This is a genomic window from Desulfogranum marinum (genome assembly GCF_016918565.1).
In the GTDB taxonomy this organism is placed as follows: domain Bacteria; phylum Desulfobacterota; class Desulfobulbia; order Desulfobulbales; family Desulfobulbaceae; genus Desulfogranum; species Desulfogranum marinum.
Genome location: NZ_JAFFQD010000053.1, coordinates 22,087 through 28,241 on the forward strand (window position 1 = coordinate 22,087; position 6,155 = coordinate 28,241).

At 42.7% G+C, this 6,155-nt stretch carries 6 protein-coding genes and 1 pseudogene; 2 read left to right on the top strand and 5 right to left on the bottom strand.

All coding sequences use genetic code 11. The annotated features are described in order from the left end of the window. Window positions 1-35: 35 nt before the first annotated feature. From JWH17_RS20435 to JWH17_RS20450, 4 genes are read right to left on the bottom strand one after another with little or no spacing between them, the layout of a single operon-like run. On the bottom strand, window positions 36-902 hold the full coding sequence (locus tag JWH17_RS20435; RefSeq protein WP_205224547.1) for an isocitrate lyase/PEP mutase family protein: 867 nt from the start codon (window positions 900-902) through the stop codon (window positions 36-38). 12 nt (window positions 903-914) lie between these two features. Next, on the bottom strand, window positions 915-2,186 hold the full coding sequence (locus JWH17_RS20440; RefSeq protein WP_205224548.1) for a TRAP transporter large permease: 1,272 nt from the start codon (window positions 2,184-2,186) through the stop codon (window positions 915-917). 12 nt (window positions 2,187-2,198) lie between these two features. After that, on the bottom strand, window positions 2,199-2,702 hold the full coding sequence (locus JWH17_RS20445) for a TRAP transporter small permease (RefSeq protein WP_205224549.1): 504 nt from the start codon (window positions 2,700-2,702) through the stop codon (window positions 2,199-2,201). A 57-nt stretch (window positions 2,703-2,759) separates the two neighbouring features. Beyond that, complete coding sequence (locus JWH17_RS20450; protein WP_205224550.1) at window positions 2,760-3,746, bottom strand: TRAP transporter substrate-binding protein; 987 nt, start codon at window positions 3,744-3,746, stop codon at window positions 2,760-2,762. A gap of 508 nt (window positions 3,747-4,254) precedes the next feature. Here JWH17_RS20450 and JWH17_RS20455 point away from each other — a divergent pair. Both JWH17_RS20455 and JWH17_RS20460 read left to right on the top strand, forming a co-directional pair. Continuing rightward, window positions 4,255-4,611: a transposase gene (locus JWH17_RS20455; RefSeq protein WP_205224551.1), complete on the top strand. Its 357-nt coding sequence runs from the start codon at window positions 4,255-4,257 to the stop codon at window positions 4,609-4,611. A 1-nt stretch (window position 4,612) separates the two neighbouring features. Next, window positions 4,613-5,038, top strand: coding sequence for a hypothetical protein (locus tag JWH17_RS20460; RefSeq protein WP_205224552.1), 426 nt, complete (start codon window positions 4,613-4,615; stop codon window positions 5,036-5,038). Between the two features lie 16 nt (window positions 5,039-5,054). On the opposite strand, the pseudogene JWH17_RS24900 reads toward JWH17_RS20460, so the two are convergent. Continuing rightward, window positions 5,055-5,700 (bottom strand): annotated as a pseudogene (locus JWH17_RS24900) (DUF6444 domain-containing protein); the annotation flags it as partial. Window positions 5,701-6,155 lie beyond the last annotated feature (455 nt).

A 6,155-nucleotide genomic window follows, 5' to 3' on the forward strand; every position in this document is an offset into this window, starting at 1 on the left:
GTAGTAGTTCGGGACGGAGGTTAACGGCCGGCACATTAGCGACGCGAGGTTGAATAACGCTCTTCTTCCTTATAATAATCATCAAACCCGACGATTTTTCTGACCTTATCAAAAGCCATTATTGCCGATGGCTGCGTGCCCTTTTGCAGAGCTTGCAAGGATTGCTCAATGGCCTGCATGGCAGCAGAAATCAGCGTTAATGGATAAGCAGCAATTTTAAACCCTATTGCATGCAACTCTTCAGGTGATAAAACCGGTGTTTTTCCACCATCAATAATATTAGCCATTTGAACGCCGGGAACCTCCTTGCAGATGGTCTTCATCTCATCAACGCTTTCCGGAGCTTCAATAAAAATAATATCAGCTCCCAGTTCAGCATATTTTTGCCCCCGTACTATTGCCTCATCCAGACCATGGACAGCCCGTGCATCGGTTCGCGACATAATAAGAATATCTTGCCCCTCATTTCTCGCATCAACCGCTGCAGCAACCCTTTCAAAAGCTTCACCTTGCTCAACAACAAGCTTTCCCTTGGTGTGCCCACAACGTTTGGGCGACACCTGATCTTCAATCATCACCGAGGCAAATCCCACTTGAGCATAGCCCTTTACGGTGCGGTACACATTCATGGCATTACCATATCCGGTATCTCCATCGCCTATAACGGGGATGGATACTGCACTACAGATATTTTTGCCCTGATCAAGCATTTCTCCATAAGAAATGAGCCCAGTATCCGGCAAGCCTAGGCGAGCAGCAGCAACTGAAAATCCAGACATAAAGGTAAGCGCAAAGCCCGCCTGCTCAATCATTTTCGCAGTTAACCCATCATAACAACAGGGCATAATGTGGCACTGATCCGTGGTGAGCAGTTCTCGTAATTGTTGAGCTGGAGAAGTCATAATCATCTACAATTAAAGGTTGTACGGAATATACGTTGCCAGTCCAGGAAAAAACCAAAGCAACACCACGGTGCCCAGCAAGATAAGAATAAACGGCCAAACACCCTTTATCACCTCTCCCAGCGGAACCCTGGCCACAGCCTGGATTACAAAGAGATTGAGACCAACAGGTGGCGTGATAAGAGCACACTCAATCATAACGACAAACAAAACCCCAAACCAGATTGGATCAATCATCAACGGCTCTAACGATGGATATAGCACCGGCATCATAATCAGTAACATGGAGAGTGATTCTAAAAAGAACCCCATCACCAACAAAACAGCACAGACAATCAGCACAAAAAATCCGGGTTGTGCGATGTTCATCGCAATGGCAGATGAAATCTCCTGCGGGATCTGATAGAGCGTGATGGCTTTACCAAAGAGTTTTGCTCCGGCAATAATCAGAAAGATGGTCACTGTGGTTACCATTGAAGTGCGAACAGCTTCCTTCAATTTGGTCCAGTTCATTCGTCCCATTACATAAACAATAAGAAGGGCAACGGCAAAACCAATTCCAGCAGATTCGGTAGGAGTAAACCAGCCGGCATAAATACCACCGACCACTATCGCAGCCAGTAATACAGTTGGAAAAGCCAGCAATGTAGCATCTTTTCGTTCTTTCCATGTCGCTTTTGCAACGGGTTGATACCCTTTGCCAAACTTGGCGTAGACAAAACAAAAGAGGATAAAACAAAATGCTAAAAATATCCCCGGCCCGATTCCCGCTAAAAAGAGGCCAACAATTGATTCTTCGGTGATCACCCCATACACAATCATTGGGATCGAAGGAGGAATGAGAATGCCTAACGTTCCACCAGCAGCCATCAAACCAAGCACAAATGGTTTGTGATACCCCCTCTCTGTCATTTCAGTGATGGCTACGGTTCCAATGGTTGCGGCTGTAGCAATTGAAGATCCTGAAATTGCAGAAAAAAGAGCGCAGCTTATAATTGTGGCCACACCAAGCCCACCCGGCCAATGACCAACCCAGCTTTGCACAGCCCTGAACAGATCTGTCCCAACTCCACCTTTGAGCAAAACATTGGACATCAAAAGAAAAAGGGGTACAGCAAGAAGAATAAAGCTATCCATACTGCTAAAAAGCGACAAAGGAACCATGGAAAGAGTGAAGCCCTTCATCACAAGCAGCAGCAATCCCAAGCCCCCTAAAGTAAAAGCCACCGGCACTCGCAAAAGAAGCAATATGACCAGTGATGCAAGTATAAGTATCGAAGTCATTACTACTTCCTCTTAAATTTTATGTTCAGCGCTAGCGGTAACTTCACCGCCTTTGGCAAGCTTGATCATTTCAACAACTGCCTGGGCCAAGAGAAGACCGAACCCAACCGGCACGGCACTTTCAGTAATCCATTTCGGCACGCCAAGCATGGAGGAAGTTTTTCGCCCCATATCAATGGACTCGAGAACGACCTCGGCACCATAATACGTGGCTACCGCAGAAAAGATAGCAATGATGGTAAGAGCAAAAAATTCCAATATTTTCAGTTTTGCCGGTGATAACGAGCCTGTGAATAACTCAACGGTTATCAACTCTCTGCTTTTTAGAATATGGGCACTTGCAAGATATATTGCCCACACCAGACAGAATCTGGCGGTCTCATCAACCCAGATGGTTGGTGAGTTAAACACTTTTCTCATAACGACTTCAAAAGTGACCATAACTCCAATCACAAACAGCATCCACGCTGAGAAGGAAGCAGCAACCTTTGTTATTGTATCAATTATCTTTATCACCACGTCACCATCAAAATGATCCGGGCCGTTACAACCCGGATCGTTTCTTTCAAAATCTTATAACTGTTGTGCTTCAGCCACTATCTGCTTACCAAGCTCTCCAGCTCTTTGTTCAAATCTCTCAACAACAGGCTTGGTCGCTGCACGCCACTCAGCTCTTTCTGCGTCTTTTAAGTCAACTACTTCGATTTTATCCTGTACGAAATCCAGACATTCCTGTTCAATGGTACCCATTTTATCACGAAGCTCTTTTTCTACACGCAAACCAGCTTTGCTGATAACAGCTCGTTCTTGATCAGTGAGCCCTTGCCAGACCTTTTCATTGATAATAACGATAAACTCAATATCAGCATCATAGGTAAGCGTCATGTAATCCATAACTTCATACAGTTTTCTGGATTTCACTGCGGTAATACCTGTCATCCCCGCATCAACAGTCCCGCGCTGATAGGCAAGAAACTGTTTTGAACCAGACATCATGGTAGGAGCGCCACCAACGGTAGTAACTGTATCGCCGAGGGTTTTCCCAAAGACACGAACCTTCTTGCCCTTCATATCGGCAGGAGTTTTTATCACATTCTTTTTAGAAAGGATAATTGAGCTACCGTATGCCTGCCACCAAAGTACACGGGTACCTGTGCCCAAAATAGCATCATCAAGTGCTTTTCTGATGTTAGACCCGGCAGCGGTTGCTTTTTGCACTTTTTCAGGGCTATCAAACATAAATGGAACATAAAAAATATCTACGGCAGGAATAGTACCTGCAAATCTGGTAAGTGATGCAACCCCCATCTCGATTGCGCCGGAAGCTACTGCCTGCGGCACTTCTTTATCTTTGTATAATTGCGCAGATGGATAGATTTCGATTTTCAAGGAACCGTTACTTGCTTTCTCCACCTCTTGTTTAAAATCCAATAAATTTTGCCCAAGATGATGTTTTAACGGTAACTGCAAACTAATTCGCAGTGTTTTCTCAGCATATGCTGCTGTTGTTAAAGCCAACATCACTACAACAGAAACGAACAGTAAACCAATTTTCCTCATACTCTCTCCTCCATTTATTGTTTAAGAACTTTGGAAAGGAAAATACGCAAAAAAGCGGTGTTCCCCTTCCTATATATCATGAACTTCCCAAACGAGACCAAAGACACTCTACTCAGGACAGCACCATCGTTGACACTCCCGACGTAACTGCAATCATCATCAGGAATGTTCATACAATTTTCCTAAAAATAGGTAAACCTATTACTCTGAAACAAGAAAAATAACTCTTTCAAACAAGGGCTACAGAGTTAGGTGCCGGATGGTCAGTTATGCTTTAAAAGCAAAAGCTACGAAATGCACGAAGGAAAAATAATCTTACAGATCAATAAAGCCACTTTACGAAATTTCCGGACTCTAAAACTTTTGATAGATCAAGGTTAAGGCCTCGCAGAAAATAATAAAACAGCAAATTGCTAATATTACGCAATAAAAACTTATTTTTCTTTTATCTTAAAAGTAGGCCAATGTTATAATTCGCATGAAATTTCAGGCAAACGAGAGGATTAATATGTTTCATGCGAAAAACCACAAACACTACCACATTTTCGATCCCTGGAGCTACCTCGGGCCGAAAAGACGTGAGGCCTTGGATTTATCATGGGCCGGTCTTTTTCAACAAAAAATATTGCCTGAGTTGCCGGTTGAGTCTTTACGTAGGCATTATGATGATTGGCAGGGTCGTCCTACAAAAGAGCTTTATTCTATGATGGGACTTATGATCCTGCAACAAATGCACGACTTGACCGACGAGCAAGCAGTTGAGCAATTCTGTTTCAACATAAAGTGGCATTATACCCTGAACATCACCAATCCCGAGGATACTGCATCCTATGTCAACTTAAAAAACACTTTGGACTATGCATGACATGCTGTCCACAGACGGGATATATGATGAAATTTTCGATAAGACACTTGCCACTTTACAAAAGATTTTTCGTGTAGATCTGAAGAAACAGCGTATTGATTCTGTTCATATCAAGTCCAACATGCGCCATTTAGGCAGAATCAGACTCTTCGCAGAAAGCATACGCAAATTTCTCAACAATTTGAAAAGACATCACCGCGCCCACTTCGACCAACTTGATAAAAGTTTAACAGGACATTACTTGGGTAAAAACAAAGAATCTGTTTTTGCCATGGTCAAGCCGACTAAATCAGCCCATACGCTTAACCAGCTGGCTGAAGATGTTTTTCATCTGATTCAGAAATTCAACGGAGTTTCAAGAGTCAATGACATGCACAGCTTTAAACAGCTGAATCGTCTGTTTCATGAGCCCACTATGTCAGGATAGATGTCGCCTTTTTTTGTTCAAAATCTTCGAGCAAGCCGTATGCTTCTTTGTTGAAGTTGAATAGGGTTCCCGTGCTAATAGGGATCTGCAACTGGTCTTGAAAATAATCCTGTACCCGGTTGTATGGAATTAACTGAAACTGAGACAAATAGACAGAATGAGCCTTGATGTTCTTTCCATATTGCACCACTTTGTTGACGTCATCAGGGAAAGGGGCAGTAAACCGTTTACCGTTTCCATTTTCAAGGATTTGCGCTTGATATTCGGTTACAATCCTGGGGATGTCGATATCAAAAACCTGCCGTGACTCATAGCCAACTTCTTTATACTTCCCTCGTGGAAATTTTCTACGATCCAGCTTGATAAACTGGGTTATGTCAGGATTATCGATTTTTTGGAGCGTTTTCCCTTGGTGTCCCTCTTGACCACCTATTTTATTGTCCTTGTTCTTTTTGGTCGTTTTCTTGCGATTCGGGTCACTGGAGGGCGGCTTACTACTATTTTTGCTATTAAGGCCTAATTAATCGATTAACAAGCAGCGTGATGACAAGGACCAAAAGTTCAAACATAGCCCTGGAAGCAGGAGATAAATCCTTTTCCTGTTTAAGAAGGTCTTCGACACCTTTTAGGGTATCGGCTATGTTGATATTATCAATGGTCATCTGATTTTCGTAGAGAGATTAGCTGAATTCCTTTCTTTTCAGCTATTATAACATACTTTTGAAAATCAGATTTTTTGTCTCTATATGACTCTGTGCTGCATTTTAATTTTTTGGACACGGTCGGCTATTAAGGCGAGATAAATCGAATCAAAAAGAACGATTCTATAGCTTATTGCAGCCCAAATAGCTCGTATGTTTGGTGTTGCAAATTTTTCGGAATTCAACACAAAAATGTGTCAAGAGAAAAATTATTTTTACGCTGAATAGTTACCAAAAGTTTTTAGTTTAAAAAAAGGCACTGAGTTAGCTCGTGTCTGTCCATAAATGACATTTTTTTCAAAGGCGGTCGCTGCCAGTCGTACCAGCGAACACAATCGATTCATGGGACAAGCAAACTCTTGCTGTCCTTTTTAGCTTGTCATATGCAAATTCCTTCAAAAACCGAAATCAAGGCG